The following is a 587-nucleotide window of genomic DNA, read 5'->3' on the forward strand; positions in this document are numbered from 1 at the left end:
ATTAAATATAAAAGAATAAAGTAAGTTTGAAAATCAAAGACGCTTTACCCTCACTGCCAAATCTTATCCAACACCCGAAACCAATTTTTAGCCATGATTTTCTCAATAAGGGTATCTGAAAAATGACGCTGCTGCATTCGCTCAATGAGCTTGTCGATATCACTGACACCCGCTAGATCATCAGGCAATAGGCACCCATCAAAGTCCGAGCCAAACCCCACGTGATTGTCCCCCAAATGCTCAACCAAATAAGCAAGATGTTCGACGATCACATCAAGCGAGGTGTGCGTATCGCGCTTGCCATCGCTACGCAAAAACGCCACATCGAAATTGACCCCAACCATACCATTACTCTCTTTAATAGCGCGCAGTTGCTCATCGGTTAAGTTCCTTGCCTGCGCACACAACGCGTGGGCATTGGAATGGGTCGCGACTATAGGCTGATCAATAATCTTGGCAGTGTCCCAAAACGCGCGCTCATTCATGTGCGAGACATCGATGACCATCCGCTTTTTGGCACATTTTTCTATGAAGTCTTTACCGTCGTTGGTAAGTCCCGTACCCGTATCAGGAGAGTGCGGAAAAGG

The 587-nt window shown here is 46.3% G+C and carries 1 protein-coding gene; it reads right to left on the reverse strand.

Annotated elements, in window-relative coordinates; translation table 11 throughout:
• Positions 1 to 50: 50 nt before the first annotated feature.
• Positions 51 to 587, reverse strand: a 537-nt coding sequence (locus ACS8FD_RS22875) for a dipeptidase (protein ID WP_439277545.1), incomplete at its 5' end; no start/stop codon positions are given.

It is taken from the genome of Psychrobacter sp. 1U2 (genome assembly GCF_051847575.1).